The sequence below is a fragment of the Methanobacterium sp. genome (assembly GCA_039666455.1).
GTDB lineage: Archaea > Methanobacteriota > Methanobacteria > Methanobacteriales > Methanobacteriaceae > Methanobacterium_D.
The window spans coordinates 1-13,696 of sequence record JAVSLW010000005.1 but is presented as its reverse complement, the minus strand read 5'-3'; the positions used below and the strand labels follow the sequence as shown (position 1 = coordinate 13,696).

Genomic DNA, 13,696 nt, shown 5'->3' with positions numbered 1-13,696 from the left:
ACCTATAGCCGGTGATAAAAATGGGATTGAAGTTCAAAGACATCGTATCTTCTCATGAAATAAAGCTAAACGATTTAAAGGGTAAAATTGTGGCGTTAGATGCTTCAAATACGATTTATCAGTTTTTATCAAGTATAAGACAGGCTGACGGAACACCTTTAATGGATCACGAGGGAAACATCACCTCTCACTTAAGCGGCATTCTTTACAGGACTTCATCACTTGTTGATAAGGGAATTAAACCCGTCTATATTTTCGATGGAAAACCTCACCTTTTAAAAAAGAACACTCAGACTGAAAGACGGCAGATAAGGGAAGAAGCTGAATTAAAATGGAAGGAAGCCATTGAAGAGGGGAGAATTGAAGATGCACGTAAATTTGCAGTTCGATCATCCAGAATATCTGCAGAAATCATTGAAGGATCCAAAAACCTGCTTGAATTAATGGGAATTCCCTATATTCTGGCTAAATCTGAAGGAGAAGCCCAGGCATCATATATGGTATGTAAAGGAGATGCATGGTGCGTTGCTTCACAGGATTATGACTGTCTACTCTTCGGTGCACCGAGAATGCTCAAGAACCTGGCTGCACGTGGCCAAAGATATCGTTTAGAGATGATTTACCTCAAAGAAGTTTTAGAAAATAACGGACTAACACGTAAACAGCTAATTGATGTTGCAATCCTTGTTGGGACTGATTTTAATGAGGGAATAAAGGGAATTGGACCTAAAAAAGGACGGAATTTAATTAAAAAACATGGCGATGTTTACAGTGTTTTAGATCATCTTAAAACTGAAATGGATGTTGATCCCAGGGAAGTTAGAGATATCTTTTTAGACCATGATTTCATTGAAGATTATGAAATCAGATGGAAAAAGGTAGATAAAGAAGGAGTAATTGATTTTTTATGCAAAAAACATGATTTTTCAGTTGATCGTGTTGAGGGAGCACTGGATAAGCTTAAAAAGTTGAACCCTGCTCAAAAAAGCCTTGAACAATGGTTTGGTTAGGTTTCCAATGGTTTTTATAGAGGAGGATAATTATCCCAATAAAGCTCCACAGCATATCTGGCAGCTGTTTCAACCTGTTTAGGATAATCAGCCCGCAATTTATCCAGCAGTTCATGTTTATCATTTGATGTTGCAACTGCTTTAATTACCTTTAAATAAACATCCATAGATTCTTTTGCTGGTTTACAGGGAATTTCAAGCGTTATACAAACATCCCACTCTTTAAAAAGAGAAGTCCTGATATAAGGCGATATTGATCCAATTAAAACTCCTTTTTCAAGATGTATAAGCGGCGGGACTCCTGTTCGTTCCTTTCTATTTAAATCTGTTAATTTTTCAAAGCTGTTGGAGTTATAACAGTGTAATTCCACATACATTTCTGGTTTCAAATCCCTGATTATGGTTATAATCTTTCTTCCAAGTTCTGTATTATAATAATGCCTGTCAATGGTACTTACATACTGGCTTTCATCGAAATTGTAGATTGTGAGGCTGCCGCTCTTTACATCCTCCTTAGAAATCTGAGAGAGGGCTTCTATAGTTGTAAGTCCCTCTTTACCATGTACGCCCCCCATAAAAAGGCGTACTGGCTCATCACCCTTTTTAATTTCTTTAAAATAAGTCATCCAGGATCATGTGTTTTGGGAGAAGATTCAGGTTCCTTCTTCCCAGTTTTCAAGATAATTGATTTGTCTCCTTGTTAAACTGTCAATTTCTATATTCATTGCCTTTAATTTAAGTTCTGCCACATTTCTATCTATTTCTTCTGGAACCACGTAAACATCATTTTCTAATTTGCTTTCAAGTAAATATTTTGCAGATTGAGATTGAAGAGCAAAGCTCATGTCCATAATTTCAGCTGGATGTCCCTGACCACGTTCGGATGCCAGATTAACAAGTCTTCCTTCAGCAAGAAGATACAGCTTTCTTCCATCTTCCATGACAAACTCTTCTATGTCTCCTTTTATCTTTTTTTGTTTGACAGCCATTTTATCAAGGTCATTTCTGTTTATCTCCACATTAAAGTGCCCTGAATTTGCAAGAATGCACCCATCCTTCATGTATTTAAAGCTGTCTCCTGCTACAACATCCACATTTCCGGTGACTGTCACCAAAATATCTGCATATTTAACTGCGTCCTGGACTTTCATAACTCTAAATCCATCAAGTTTAGCTTCTAACGCTCTTACTGGATCTATTTCTGTTACAATAACATTTGCACCAAGCCCATGGGCCCTCATGGCTATTCCACGACCACCCCATCCATATCCACCAACCACAAATGTTTTACCTGCAATTAAGATGTTGGTTGCGCCCATTATAGCATCAAGTGTGGACTGGCCGGTCCCATATCTATTATCAAATAAATACTTTGTATAGGCATCATTTACAGCGATAACCGGAAATTTGAGCGCATTATCCTTTGCCATGGCTTTTAATCTGTGAATTCCAGTTGTAGTTTCTTCACATGCCCCCAATATATTTTCAAGTAGTTCGGGCCTTTCCCTGTGTAAATGAAATATCATATCTGCCCCATCATCGATTATAATGTCTGGTTCATGGTCAAGCACGCGATTAATATTTTCATAATATTCTTTGTTGGTCTCTTCTCTCCAGCCATACATATTAAGTCCCATTGAAGCTCCTGCTGCTGTAGCATCATCTTGAGTAGATAAAGGGTTACATCCAGTCATTGCTACTTCTGCACCACCTGCAAGAAGTGTTAACCCTAAATTAATTGTTTTTGGTTCAAGATGCAAGCATGATCCAATGGTTATTCCTTTAAATGGCTTTTCCTTTTTAAATTCTACTTTAATATGTTCCAATACAGGCATGTGCCTTTGTACCCATTCTATTTTCTTTTTGCCTTCCGGTGCAAGTGACATATCTTTTACATTACTCATTATTTCACCTGAATTAAATTTAAAAGTTTAAACTGTATTTAATCATTAAGAATTCTTTATTTAGACTTATACCATTAAACAGTTTCTCCACAGCTTTATTACTATTCAATACTACTTAGAAGTGGAAAAATCAATGTTAAAAATTATTTACGTGCTTTTATCTTTTCAATTGCATTTTTAAGAGCATTTTCGAATTCCTGGGATTCACCTTTTGAATTTTCCAGGGAAGATTCAAGATAAGGAAGTGCTGATTCACTCCCAATCATTCCAAGAGCATTAGCTGCATGAACCCTTACAAAATAGTTTTCGTCGTTTAATGTTTTTGCCAGAGACACTATTGCCTTATCATCTCCGAGCTTACCTAAAGAATTTACAGTACATGCCCTTAAAAGGTAATCCTTTTCATTTAATATTTCCATTAACGGCTCTACAGCCTTTTTATCACCTAAATCTCCTAAAACATCCACAACTTCACATTTAACGTTTAGACATCCATCTTTTAATGCCTGAATAATAGGTTCAACTGCGCGTTTATCACCTATTAAACCAAGAGACATTGCTGCTATTTCCCTCACATGCCAGTAGTCATCCCTTAAAAGACATATTAAATGTTCTACAGCTTTTTCATCTCTAATCCTTCCAAGAGCAAGTGATGCAGCCTTACGGACAGGCCAGCTATCATCGTTTAAAACACCCAATAAAGCATCAACAGCACTTTTATCACCCAAATCTGCCAGAATATATGCTGCATTTTCTCGGGATTTAGGATCATCATCATTTAAAGCTCTGATTAAACCTTTAATATCTTTTTCATCCCTCATTTTTTCCAGTTCTTCCTCCAAAATCATGCTAATCCCCTGTTATTTAACACATTTTTTTATATCCTATTAATGATTTATATCTACAAATATTAATCTGTTTACATCAGGGTTATTAAAACATCCAGTTTTAATCAAATGCTCCAGTATTTCTTTATATATCTAACAAACCATTTATATTGTTATTTAGTAATTTTACTAACATATAACTTAGTATTAATAATATAAAGTGATTTAAGGAGAAAATGAATATAATTCTCTTTTAGAATCTGGATATCAAAAAGAGAATACTTCGTTAAACTACCTTTGGGTCTTAATCATTAAAGTTAGATCATGAACTTCGTTATAGTTCCCTATAACGAAGTAAATTTTTTGCTTTAATTGACTGAATTGGTATAGAGATAAATTTACATATGTGTAATAAAAACAACGTATTTTACAGGTGATAACTGATATAAATAAACATGAAGAAAGTTTATGAATTGAAAGAAAGTCCTAAAAGAAGAAAATACCAATAATAATTTGATAAAATAGAAATTGCAGCTTAAATTTTCTTTTTTATAAAATTGGACTTTAAATAGACTAAATAGTGTTTAAATAAGGGATTTTAACTCAAATTATCCCTTACAATCCTTAAAGCGCAGAATTCGCCGCACATGGTGCACATATCGCGGGGAATGGCTTTACTTTCCCTGTATTTGCGTGGTGTTTCATGATCAAATGCCAGTTCAAACTGTTTTTCCCAGTCAAAACATCTTCTGGCTTTAGCCATTTCAAGCTCATTTTTCCAGGCACTTTTTACTCCATTTGCAACATCAGCAGCCTGTGCAGCAATTTTAGATGCAACAACACCTTCTTTTACAGCTTCAACATCAGGAATGGAGAGGTGCTCTCTTGGAGTAACATAGCAGAGGAAATCAGCACCTGAAGAGGCAGCTATGGCCCCACCAATTGCAGAAGTTATGTGGTCGTATCCTGGAGCAAGATCAGTTACTATTGGACCTAAAACATAAAATGGAGCGCCTTTACAGACTGTTTTTTGGATTTTCATGTTGGCCTGAATCTGGTCAATTGGAACGTGTCCTGGACCTTCTACCATCACCTGAACTCCTGCTTCTCTGGCCTTTTCAACAAGCTGGCCAAGTGTAATGAGTTCCTGAATCTGGGGGATGTCTGAGGCATCTGCAAGGCATCCCGGCCTTAAACCATCGCCTAAACTGAGTGTTACATCGTATTCTTTTGCTATTTCCAGTAAATAATCATAGTTTCTGTAAAGTGGATTTTCTTCTCTATTTTGAAGTATCCATGCGGCTAAAAATGCTCCTCCACGGCTTACAATGCCCATGATCCTTTCAGATTTCTTTACTTTTTCCACGGTGTCTTTTGTAATTCCGCTGTGGATGGTCATAAAATCAACGCCTTCTTTTGCCTGACTTATTATGGCATTGAACATATCATCTTCATCCATATTTATAACAGCGCCTTTTTCTTTTGAAGAGTCTACTGCAGCTTCATATATGGGTACAGTTCCAATGGGAACATCAATGGATCGCATGATCTTTTCACGAACTTCTTTTAGATTAGGGCCTGTACTCAAGTCCATTACTGCGTCAGCACCGTATTCTACGGCTATTTTCGCTTTTTGAACTTCTGTTTCCATATCCTCTATTTCTGATGATGATCCTATATTTGCATTTATTTTTGTGGTTAATCCTTTACCAATGCCTTTTGGAAGGCTTTTACCCTTTATATTCTTTGGAATAACTACATATCCCTTTGCTACTCTTTTGATAAGCTTTTGAATGTCAATATTTTCTGTTCTGGCAACTATTTCCATTTCGCCTGTTATTTGACCTTTTCTGGCGGATTCTAATTGAGTCACTTTTTATCCCTCGTAATTAAAAATTATAGATAACAAATTCATTAATTGTTTTCTCTGTGTTAATATAAGAATTTAAATAAATTAAGTCTGTCACCTGGTGATCAATTATTTATATTAATATATAACTTTAGATAAAATAAGATTCATGATCAGGAAGCTCAGTGCTAAAGACGTAATGATAAAAGAAGTTCAAATAACTTCTCCAGACGACCTTATTGCCGCCGCTAAATTGAAAATGATGAGATGTAATGTAGGGGGGCTTCCAGTAGTTGATGATAAGAAACTTATAGGTATTATAACTCATAGAGACATCCTTTTAGCTGGTGGAGAAGCTTTGGGACTTAAAGTGGGAGATTTAATGAGTAAAAACCTTTATGTGGTCAATAAAGAAACTCCTGTACTTGAAATAACTAAAGTTATGGCAGATAAGGGCTATCAACGGATTCCTGTGGTTGAAGATGGAAATCTGGTGGGCCTTATAACTCAAAGCTCCCTTATTCGTGCTCTTGCTGGCCTGGAATAATCTAAATTAAAGGATATGGTATTTTAGCTTCTTTTTTATCTTTTAGTCCTCCAATTTTTTCAATTCTTCTTTTTAAAAAGTTTTCTCCTGTCTCGGTTACTCCATAAATGGGTATGGAAGCGCCTGCCTTGAATACCCCTCTATTTTCTCCTACTTCTCTTACATATTTAGATGCACATCCTGTTATAATGTCTGCACATTCAAATAGTTCTTCTGCATCTTCTTTAGATATTTCACTTACATGAGCAGCGAATATATAAATATTAACACCTTCATATTCGTTTTCAATATCTCTAAGCTTTTTTGCATCTTCTGCAGATATAACCGTAACTGCTATCTTTTTGTAATCCATCTCCACGGCTTTTAAAACCCCTTTAACCTGGTTAATTTCAGCGTTTTCAGGATCAAGGACATTTTGAACCCCTACTGTATCTATGATTTCTGTAATTGGCGATGTACTTAAAATAGCTGATATTCGACCAGCCATGCCTTGAACAAACTCAGATTCAGTTAAAATTACTGTGCCACACCCTTCGGTAACGATAACTGCACAGTCAATCATATTTTCGTCAAGAAGAGTTCCCAGAGTTTCTGACACTCCAAAGGATAAAAAATCCTTCATTTGGAGCGTTCTTTGAGGAGTACACATTCCAAAGTCCTTAATTCGAAATTCAATATTTTTTTTCACTGCTTCAGGCGTAATTTCTTTAATTCCTCTGTATTTATCAAAAAGGGGACAGTATTCGATCTTAGGCTCTCCAATTTCTGCAACCTTTCCTTCTCTTACTATGATTTTCGTTTTTCCAAGTGCCTCTATCACATGTTCGTCCATAAAATCACCTTGAAGTTGATCATTTTATAATATGGAAAGTTTAAGATATAATTACTTTGATGCATTATTTTAGAGAATTCAAATAACGGTGATTTTATGACTTACATTGGAATTTCCAGGGAATTTTTAGAATCTGCAGGAATATCAATTGGAGACAGTGTTAAAATTACAAAAGATGATATTTATTATGAGGGAATGGTTCTGGATAGGGCTGAAGATGCTGATGAATTTCATGTGGTTTTAAAGCTTAAAAATGGTTATAATGTGGGCCTGGACATACAGGATGCAAAAATAGAACTTCTTGAAAAGGGTGAAAAGCCAAAAATTAAATTAGAACACCTTGAAATTCAAAAGGATCCAGGTAAACATGATATATCTATTATATCCACAGGAGGGACTGTTGCTTCAATAATTGATTATAAAACTGGTGCTGTCCACCCGGCATTCACGGCAGACGACCTTTTAAGGGCCAATCCAGAGCTTCTTGAACATGCAAACATCCGGGGCAAGGCTGTTTTTAACATACTAAGTGAAAACATGCGGCCTGAGTACTGGGTTGACCTGGCACATTCTGTTGCAGATGAAATAAATGAGGGTGCCTATGGAGTGGTGGTTGCACATGGAACAGACACCATGCATTACACCTCAGCAGCTTTAAGTTTTATTCTGGATACTCCTGTGCCTGTAGTTCTTACCGGAGCTCAAAGAAGCTCAGACAGACCTTCATCTGATGCATATTTAAATCTCATGAATTCAGTAACTGCAGCTAAATCCGACATTGCAGAGGTTATGGTCTGTATGCACGCCACAGAAAATGACGATTCTGGCCTTTTACACAGAGGTACCAAGGTAAGGAAGATGCACACCTCCAGAAGAGACACTTTCAGGAGTATAAACATTTCTCCTATTGCAAAGGTTCAAAATGGAAATTTAAAAATCCTTGATAAAGAATTAAAATACAGAACAAGGAATGATGGCGAAGTAAACTACCGAGATGCCATAGAACCGAATGTTGCATTTATTAAAAGCTATCCGGGGATATCCGGAGAATTAATTGATTATCATATTGATAAGGGATATAAAGGAATTCTTTTAGAGGGAACTGGTCTGGGGCACTGTCCAGAAGGTATCATATCATCAATAGAGCGTGCAGGGGATGAAAAAATTCCTGTGGTAATGGCATCCCAGTGTCTGTACGGGATGGTAAACATGCATGTTTACAGCACTGGAAGGAAGCTCATCTCTGCCGGGGTGATTTCTGCAGGAGATATGCTGCCTGAAACTGCATTTGTAAAGCTCATATGGACTCTTGGACAGACAGATAACATGGATGACGCCCGAAAAATCATGCAGACAAATATTGCAGGGGAAATTCAGGATAAAATGTCTTTAAAATATTTTTTACGGTGATTTAATGCTTGACTATGAAAAACTTGGACTTAAAATGGGTCTTGAAGTACACCAGCAACTGAATACTAAAAGAAAGCTTTTTTGCCCATGTAAATGTGATTTAACCAGTAAAAATCCCGAATTTAAAGTTTTAAGGAATCTAAGACCAACTCAAAGTGAACTTGGAAAAATAGACAGGGCTGCCTTTGAAGAAGCAAAAAGGAAACTGAATTTTATTTATGAAGCTTATACTCACGAAACATGCCTTGTTGAGGCAGATGAAGAGCCGCCTCATCCTTTAAACATGGAAGCACTTGAAATATCTCTTATACTTGCAAGCTTACTTAACATGCATGTTGTGGACGAATTCCACGTCATGAGAAAACAGGTTATTGATGGAAGCAACACTGGAGGTTTTCAAAGAACAGGACTTGTTGCAAGTTGCGGAATACTTGAAACAGAGTACGGTGATGTTGTAATTGAAAACCTTTGCCTTGAAGAAGACGCTGCAAGACGTATAGGGCATGAAAAAGGCATGGTTACATTCAGACTGGACAGGCTTGGAATTCCACTTGTAGAAATAACCACAGACCCTTCCATGAAACATCCAGAACAGGTAAAAGATGTAGCCTACCAGATCGGCCAGGTATTAAGAAGCACCAAAGTTAAAAGGGGACTGGGAACCATACGTCAGGATCTGAATATTTCCATAAAAGAAGGAGCAAGGGTAGAGATAAAAGGGGTTCAGGACCTTGATCTAATACCTGAAATGGTTGATAATGAAGTTATGAGGCAAATAAACCTTTTAAAAATAAGAGATGAGCTGATTAAAAGATGTGCATCAGTTGAAGATAAACTGTACGATGTTGCAGGAGTTTTAAGCAATTCAGGTTCTTTGATCATAGAGAAAGCTGAAAGCGTCTTTGCAGTTAAACTCAAAGGATTTAAAGGATTAATTGGAATGGAAATACAACCTGGAAGAAGATTTGGAACAGAGTTAGCAGGATATGCTAAAAAAATGGGAGTATCAGGTCTTTTCCATACAGACGAGCTACCTGCATATGGGATTACAGGGGCTGAAGTTAAGGCTTTAAACCAGTTTTTAGGAGCAGATTTAAATGATGCGTTTATTTTAATAGCAGATGATAAGGAAAAAGGGATTAATGCTCTGCAAGTTGTTCAAAGAAGAGCTAAAATAGCTTTAGGAGGAGTACCTGAAGAAACAAGGAAAGCAACTCCTGATGGAAACACTGAATACCTGCGACCTCTCCCTACAGCAAGCAGGATGTACGTTGAAACTGATATTCCTGCAAAAAGCATATCTAAAGATTTACTGGAGCATATTAAAGCTAATTTACCTGAACTTCCAGAAGAAAAGAAGGCAAGACTAATTAAAGAGTACAGTTTAAGCGAAGACCTTGCAGCACAGCTTGTAAGAAATGATAGGGCAGATAGTTTCGAAGAAATTAAGCAACAGGTAAATGCAGATTCCACAACACTTGCATCAACACTTGCTTACACCTTAAAGGAATTAAAAAGAGAGGGGTATGATACAGAGAAATTGAATAAGAGTGTAATGATTGATCTTTTTAATCTTTTGGTGGAAGGTAAAATTTCAAAAGATGCCCTCCCACAAATCATGGAAAATATATGTAAAGAAGATAATTCGCCGCAAAAAGCAGCAGAAAGCCTTAATTTAATTATGCTGTCTGCAGAGGATGTGGAAAAGATAATTGCAGAGATTGTGGAGTCAGGTAAGGAAATGATCAGTAATCGGGGGATGGGGGCAATGGGACCTCTCATGGGAATGGCCATGAAAAAACTTAAAGGAAAGGCTGATGGTAAGCTTGTAAATAAACTTTTGAAGGATAAAATACAGAATATTAAAGGGAAGACTTAAATAAGAAATATTCAAGTAACCGGTTGGACAATAAAGTATTATGGTGATACAATGGATGAGTATGATGTTATTATTATTGGTTCAGGACCTGCAGGATTAACAGCAGGTATTTATGCTGGAAGACAGGGATTAAAAACATTGATCCTGGAAAAAAGTATAATTGGAGGGGCAGCACTGATGGTTCCCAATATGGAGAATTACCCTGGCTTTGAATTAATTCCTGGCAGGAAGCTTATAGAGTACACCAAAAAACAGGCATTAAAGTATGCCAAAATCAATGAACTTGAAGAAGTTAAAAAACTCGAGATCATCGATAATAGCCAGATACTGGTATCATCTCAAAAAAAGGATTATAAAGCTAAAACAGTTATATTATGTACTGGAACCACTCATAGAAAGTTAGGCGTGCCTGGAGAATCAGAATTTCTTGGAAAAGGAGTATTTTATTGTTCAATTTGCGATGGCCCCCTGTTTATGGATAAAAGGATTTTAGTAGTGGGTGGAGGAAATACGGCAGTTCAAGGAGCCCTGTATCTTGATACCATTGGTTGTTATGTGGGTATTGTTCACAGAAGAGATGAACTCCGGGCAGAAAAATATTTACAGGAAAAGTTAAAGGAGAAGGGGATTCCAGTAATCTGGAGCACAGTTTTAGATGAAATAAAAGGCGACAAGTTCGCAGAAAAGATAGTACTGCACCACTTAAAAAAAGATATCAAAAAAGAATATGATATAGATGGAATATTCATAGCAGTTGGAGAAGTACCATCTAATAGTTTAGCATATGATATTGGGGTTGAAATGGGCAGAGGCGGTTATATTACCACAGATAAAAGTCAAAGAACAAATCTGCCAGGAATATATGCTGCAGGGGATATCACTGGCGGAGTTAATCAGTGGGTGGTGGCCTGTGGGGAAGGTGCAGTGGCTGCACTGTCTGCATATGAAGATTTACAGAAAAAGGGACTGTAAACTTTTTCACCTCAAAAGGTTTTGTCCTAAAAAGTGAGTGGAACGCATCCAGCCGCATGACAGTCCCAAATAGTAAATTAGAATCCAATAACTATGGTGAATCATATGAAATGCCAGGATTACGCATTAACAAGAAGCACAGAAAGAGATAATTTAAACTTAAACCCTCTCCAGCGTGGAGGAGTACTACCAGTAGAAGCAAGAAAAGCGCTGATGGAGTATTCAGATGGCTACAGTGTCTGTGATTACTGTGCAGGAAGGCTCGATCAGATATCAAACCCTTTAATAACAGGATTTTTAGATGATCTGGCTAAATTCATTAACGTTGATGAGGTAAGAACCACACATGGAGCCAGAGAAAGTAAATTTGCCATAATGCATGCTTTGTGTGAGCCCGGTGACACCATAATTGTGGATGGAAATGCCCATTACACAACCCATCTTGCTGTTGAGAGAAATAAGCTGGAAATGATTGAAGTTCCAAACAGCGGACATCCAGAATATAAAATAACGCCTGAAAAGTATCAGGAAACCCTTGAAAATGCAGTTGATAAAGGAATAGATGTAAAATTAGCTTTACTTACCCATGTTGATGGTAATTACGGTAACCTTACCGATGCAAAGGCAACCGGTAAAGTTGCACAGGAAGCGGGAGTTCCTATAATTTTAAACTGTGCATATTCAATGGGAAGGCTTCCAATAGATGCTAAAGCACTTAATATGGATTTTGTGGTTGGAAGCGGTCATAAAAGTATGGCGGCGTCAGGGCCTATCGGTGTAATTGGAATGAAAGAAGAATATGCTAAAAGTGTGCTTAAATTATCTAAAAGACATGCAGTTAAAGAGATTGAGATGCTTGGATGTACAAGTAGAGGTGCACCAGTTGCAACTTTAATGGCATCACTTCCTCACGTTGTAGAGAGAGTCAAACATTGGAGAGAGGAAGTTCAAAAAACACGTAGATTTGTAAGGAAAATGGAAGAAATTGAAGGCATTACACAGGTGGGGGCACGGCCTAAGGAACATGACCTCGTCAGGTTTGAAACTCCAGTTTTCGATGAAATAGCACAAAAACACCCAAGAAGGGGATTTTTCCTTTATGAAGAGCTTAAAAAGAGAAACATTGTTGGAATAAAACGTGGTCAAACTAAATGGTTTAAATGCAGTGTCTATGGATTCAGTGAGGAACAGATAGACTATATTGCAGATTCATTTAAAGAAATTGTGAATATGTAAATCTATTGATGGAAGATGAGGTTATTAGAACCGATACTGTCAAAATCATGGATTCAACACATGCAAAATTCATAGAATTTTAACGGATTTAATATATTTACCTGTAAAATCCATAAAATTCAGCACAGTATGCACATATAGGATACTTTCCATGCCTGTAATAACTTTCATCGTCTTTATTTATGTCAAATTTTTTATGGCAGATGAAACAGACCTCAATTTTTTCTTTTTCAATCATGTTAACGACCTTAATTTATAAATTAACCTTAAATTCTGGATTTAGATATTATTTTTTTAATCAACTTAATTACCAGTATTTTATCTGATTTAACTTAAATTTTTTTAACACTTAAAAACAAAAAAATATTATATTTTAAGACTCTGTGAAAACTTGGGAGTTTTTGAAAATTCATGATTGACCAACAAATAATTCTATTCCTGTTTAAAATCATTATTTTTGAGTGTTTCAGTAAATTTGTGATTAAAAATGGAGTTAAATAAAAATTTATTTTTTTTTTTGATAGAGACGTTGTGAAAGCTAAATTCAAAACCAGAAACAACTTTTTGACATCCAACCCTCAGTTCTTGACAGCCCCATTGTACAAAAAGTTTATATTACTAAAAGTTTATATAAATTGTGTATTATTAGTTAGAGGAATAGTATGAAAATTAGATTCCTTTTTGTAGTTGATCCCTTCCAAGAGCATGAAATACACCCTCCTTTGGGTATTGGATATCTCGTCAGTAGTCTAAGAAAACATTTTGGAGAGAGAGCAATTGAGTTTAAAGTCATAGATAATAATGTAGAACAAGAAATAAGGAGCTTTAAACCAGATATTATTGGAATTAGTTCGATAAGTCAAAACTACAATAAAGCAATTACACATGCAAGAATAGCGAAAAAATATAAACTACCTGTAATATGCGGAGGCGTGCATATTTCAATGATACCCTCTTCATTAACGCCTGATATGGATGTGGGAGTTATAGGTGAAGGTGAAGAAACCATATGAGATTTATTTGAGTTATTTACAAGAAAGCGAAAGTTTGTCCAGGATGATTTAGGCAAAGTTAGAGGAATAATATATTGGAACAGTGAGGGTAGAATCGTGGCTACAGATAAACGAGAGTTAATATATCCGCTGGATAAACTTCCGTTTCCTGCACGAGATTTATTTGATATTCAGCCAGACACTTACATGTTTACTAGTAGAGGCTGTCCATATCGCT

13 protein-coding genes are annotated in these 13,696 nt (G+C 36.4%); 7 read left to right on the top strand and 6 right to left on the bottom strand.

Features of this window, described 5'->3' with window-relative positions; genetic code table 11:
• Nucleotides 1–20 precede the first annotated feature (20 nt).
• Nucleotides 21–1,010 carry a flap endonuclease-1 gene (gene fen / locus PQ963_01310; protein MEN4028309.1) on the top strand — a complete coding sequence of 330 codons (990 nt, stop codon included), beginning with the start codon at nucleotides 21–23 and terminating at the stop codon, nucleotides 1,008–1,010.
• Between the two features lie 14 nt (nucleotides 1,011–1,024).
• Here the strand turns inward: fen and PQ963_01305 are convergent, their stop codons facing one another.
• From PQ963_01305 to thiC, 4 genes are all read right to left on the bottom strand, one after another.
• Entirely contained in the window at nucleotides 1,025–1,636 is a 612-nt protein-coding gene (locus PQ963_01305; GenBank protein MEN4028308.1) for a DUF2119 domain-containing protein, read from the bottom strand.
• A gap of 27 nt (nucleotides 1,637–1,663) precedes the next feature.
• The gene (gene ahcY, locus PQ963_01300) at nucleotides 1,664–2,914 is read right to left on the bottom strand and encodes an adenosylhomocysteinase (protein MEN4028307.1); all 1,251 of its coding nucleotides are present in this window, start codon (nucleotides 2,912–2,914) and stop codon (nucleotides 1,664–1,666) included.
• A gap of 143 nt (nucleotides 2,915–3,057) precedes the next feature.
• Nucleotides 3,058–3,762, bottom strand: a complete 705-nt coding sequence (locus PQ963_01295) for a HEAT repeat domain-containing protein (GenBank protein ID MEN4028306.1) — start codon at nucleotides 3,760–3,762, stop codon at nucleotides 3,058–3,060.
• A 577-nt stretch (nucleotides 3,763–4,339) separates the two neighbouring features.
• Nucleotides 4,340–5,614: a phosphomethylpyrimidine synthase gene (thiC, locus tag PQ963_01290; protein ID MEN4028305.1), complete on the bottom strand. Its 1,275-nt coding sequence runs from the start codon at nucleotides 5,612–5,614 to the stop codon at nucleotides 4,340–4,342.
• Nucleotides 5,615–5,759: 145 nt separating this feature from the next.
• On the opposite strand from thiC, the gene PQ963_01285 reads away from it, so the two are divergent.
• Nucleotides 5,760–6,137: a CBS domain-containing protein gene (locus PQ963_01285; protein MEN4028304.1), complete on the top strand. Its 378-nt coding sequence runs from the start codon at nucleotides 5,760–5,762 to the stop codon at nucleotides 6,135–6,137.
• Nucleotide 6,138: 1 nt separating this feature from the next.
• On the opposite strand, the gene PQ963_01280 is transcribed toward PQ963_01285, so the two are convergent.
• Complete coding sequence (locus PQ963_01280) at nucleotides 6,139–6,969, bottom strand: DUF2099 family protein (GenBank protein ID MEN4028303.1); 831 nt, start codon at nucleotides 6,967–6,969, stop codon at nucleotides 6,139–6,141.
• A gap of 96 nt (nucleotides 6,970–7,065) precedes the next feature.
• On the opposite strand from PQ963_01280, the gene gatD reads away from it, so the two are divergent.
• The 4 genes from gatD (at nucleotide 7,066) to pscS (ending at nucleotide 12,466) form a co-directional block, all read left to right on the top strand.
• On the top strand, nucleotides 7,066–8,379 hold the full coding sequence (gene gatD / locus PQ963_01275; protein MEN4028302.1) for a Glu-tRNA(Gln) amidotransferase subunit GatD: 1,314 nt from the start codon (nucleotides 7,066–7,068) through the stop codon (nucleotides 8,377–8,379).
• 4 nt (nucleotides 8,380–8,383) lie between these two features.
• Nucleotides 8,384–10,258: a Glu-tRNA(Gln) amidotransferase subunit GatE gene (gatE, locus tag PQ963_01270; GenBank protein MEN4028301.1), complete on the top strand. Its 1,875-nt coding sequence runs from the start codon at nucleotides 8,384–8,386 to the stop codon at nucleotides 10,256–10,258.
• A gap of 51 nt (nucleotides 10,259–10,309) precedes the next feature.
• Nucleotides 10,310–11,230, top strand: coding sequence for an FAD-dependent oxidoreductase (locus PQ963_01265; protein ID MEN4028300.1), 921 nt, complete (start codon nucleotides 10,310–10,312; stop codon nucleotides 11,228–11,230).
• 105 nt (nucleotides 11,231–11,335) lie between these two features.
• Nucleotides 11,336–12,466 carry an O-phospho-L-seryl-tRNA:Cys-tRNA synthase gene (gene pscS / locus PQ963_01260; protein MEN4028299.1) on the top strand — a complete coding sequence of 377 codons (1,131 nt, stop codon included), beginning with the start codon at nucleotides 11,336–11,338 and terminating at the stop codon, nucleotides 12,464–12,466.
• Between the two features lie 97 nt (nucleotides 12,467–12,563).
• On the opposite strand, the gene PQ963_01255 is transcribed toward pscS, so the two are convergent.
• Nucleotides 12,564–12,704 (bottom strand): hypothetical protein, encoded by a 141-nt coding sequence (locus tag PQ963_01255; GenBank protein ID MEN4028298.1) that lies wholly within the window; start codon nucleotides 12,702–12,704, stop codon nucleotides 12,564–12,566.
• A 424-nt stretch (nucleotides 12,705–13,128) separates the two neighbouring features.
• Between PQ963_01255 and PQ963_01250 the strand changes: the two genes are divergently transcribed.
• Complete coding sequence (locus PQ963_01250; GenBank protein ID MEN4028297.1) at nucleotides 13,129–13,479, top strand: cobalamin-dependent protein; 351 nt, start codon at nucleotides 13,129–13,131, stop codon at nucleotides 13,477–13,479.
• Nucleotides 13,480–13,696 lie beyond the last annotated feature (217 nt).

Coding starts and splice junctions, on each gene's coding strand:
- PQ963_01250 (MEN4028297.1), top strand. CDS start 13,129: ATGAAAATTAGATTCCTTTTTGTAGTTGATCCCTTCCAAGAGCATGAA.
- fen (MEN4028309.1), top strand. CDS start 21: ATGGGATTGAAGTTCAAAGACATCGTATCTTCTCATGAAATAAAGCTA.
- PQ963_01280 (MEN4028303.1), bottom strand. CDS start 6,969: ATGGACGAACATGTGATAGAGGCACTTGGAAAAACGAAAATCATAGTA.
- PQ963_01305 (MEN4028308.1), bottom strand. CDS start 1,636: ATGACTTATTTTAAAGAAATTAAAAAGGGTGATGAGCCAGTACGCCTT.
- gatE (MEN4028301.1), top strand. CDS start 8,384: ATGCTTGACTATGAAAAACTTGGACTTAAAATGGGTCTTGAAGTACAC.
- PQ963_01295 (MEN4028306.1), bottom strand. CDS start 3,762: ATGATTTTGGAGGAAGAACTGGAAAAAATGAGGGATGAAAAAGATATT.
- PQ963_01255 (MEN4028298.1), bottom strand. CDS start 12,704: ATGATTGAAAAAGAAAAAATTGAGGTCTGTTTCATCTGCCATAAAAAA.
- pscS (MEN4028299.1), top strand. CDS start 11,336: ATGAAATGCCAGGATTACGCATTAACAAGAAGCACAGAAAGAGATAAT.
- PQ963_01285 (MEN4028304.1), top strand. CDS start 5,760: ATGATCAGGAAGCTCAGTGCTAAAGACGTAATGATAAAAGAAGTTCAA.
- ahcY (MEN4028307.1), bottom strand. CDS start 2,914: ATGAGTAATGTAAAAGATATGTCACTTGCACCGGAAGGCAAAAAGAAA.
- gatD (MEN4028302.1), top strand. CDS start 7,066: ATGACTTACATTGGAATTTCCAGGGAATTTTTAGAATCTGCAGGAATA.
- PQ963_01265 (MEN4028300.1), top strand. CDS start 10,310: ATGGATGAGTATGATGTTATTATTATTGGTTCAGGACCTGCAGGATTA.